Annotated in this window: 1 protein-coding gene; it reads left to right on the plus strand. The window is 76.1% G+C overall.

The window, feature by feature from the left end:
- Positions 1-590, plus strand: a 590-nt coding sequence (locus PV363_RS17860; RefSeq protein WP_301023102.1) for a PHP domain-containing protein, incomplete at both ends; no start/stop codon positions are given.

Below are 590 nucleotides of genomic sequence, written 5' to 3' on the forward strand. Positions count from 1 at the left end.
CCTACGAACCGCCCTCCCGGCTCGAACGGCGCACCAGCACCACCCCCTACGCCGAGCTGCACTGCCACTCGAACTTCAGCTTCCTCGACGGGGCCAGCCACCCCGAGGAGCTGGCGGAGGAGGCCGCCCGCCTCGGCCTCGACGCCCTCGCCCTCACCGACCACGACGGGTTCTACGGGGTGGTCCGCTTCGCCGAGGCCGCCCGATCGGTGGCCGTACCGACCGTGTTCGGCGCCGAGCTGTCGCTCGGGCTGACCCGCCCCCAGAACGGCGAGGCCGACCCCGAGGGCGACCACCTGCTGGTGCTGGCCCGCGACCCCGACGGCTACGCCCGGCTGGCATCCACGCTCAGCACCGGGCACCTGGCGGGCCGCGAGAAGGGCCGCCCCGACTACTCCGGCGTCGACTGGGCCGCGGCCCACGGCGGCCACTGGCTGGTGCTCACCGGCTGCCGCAAGGGGGCGGTGCCCCGGGCCCTGGTCCACGGGGGTCCGGCGGCCGCCGCCCGCGAGCTCGGCCGCCTCGTCGACACGTTCGGGGTCGGCAACGTGGCCGTCGAGCTGTGCGACCACGGCGACCCGCTCGACTCG

The organism is Mumia sp. (genome assembly GCF_028803055.1).
Classification (GTDB): Bacteria; Actinomycetota; Actinomycetes; order Propionibacteriales; family Nocardioidaceae; genus Mumia.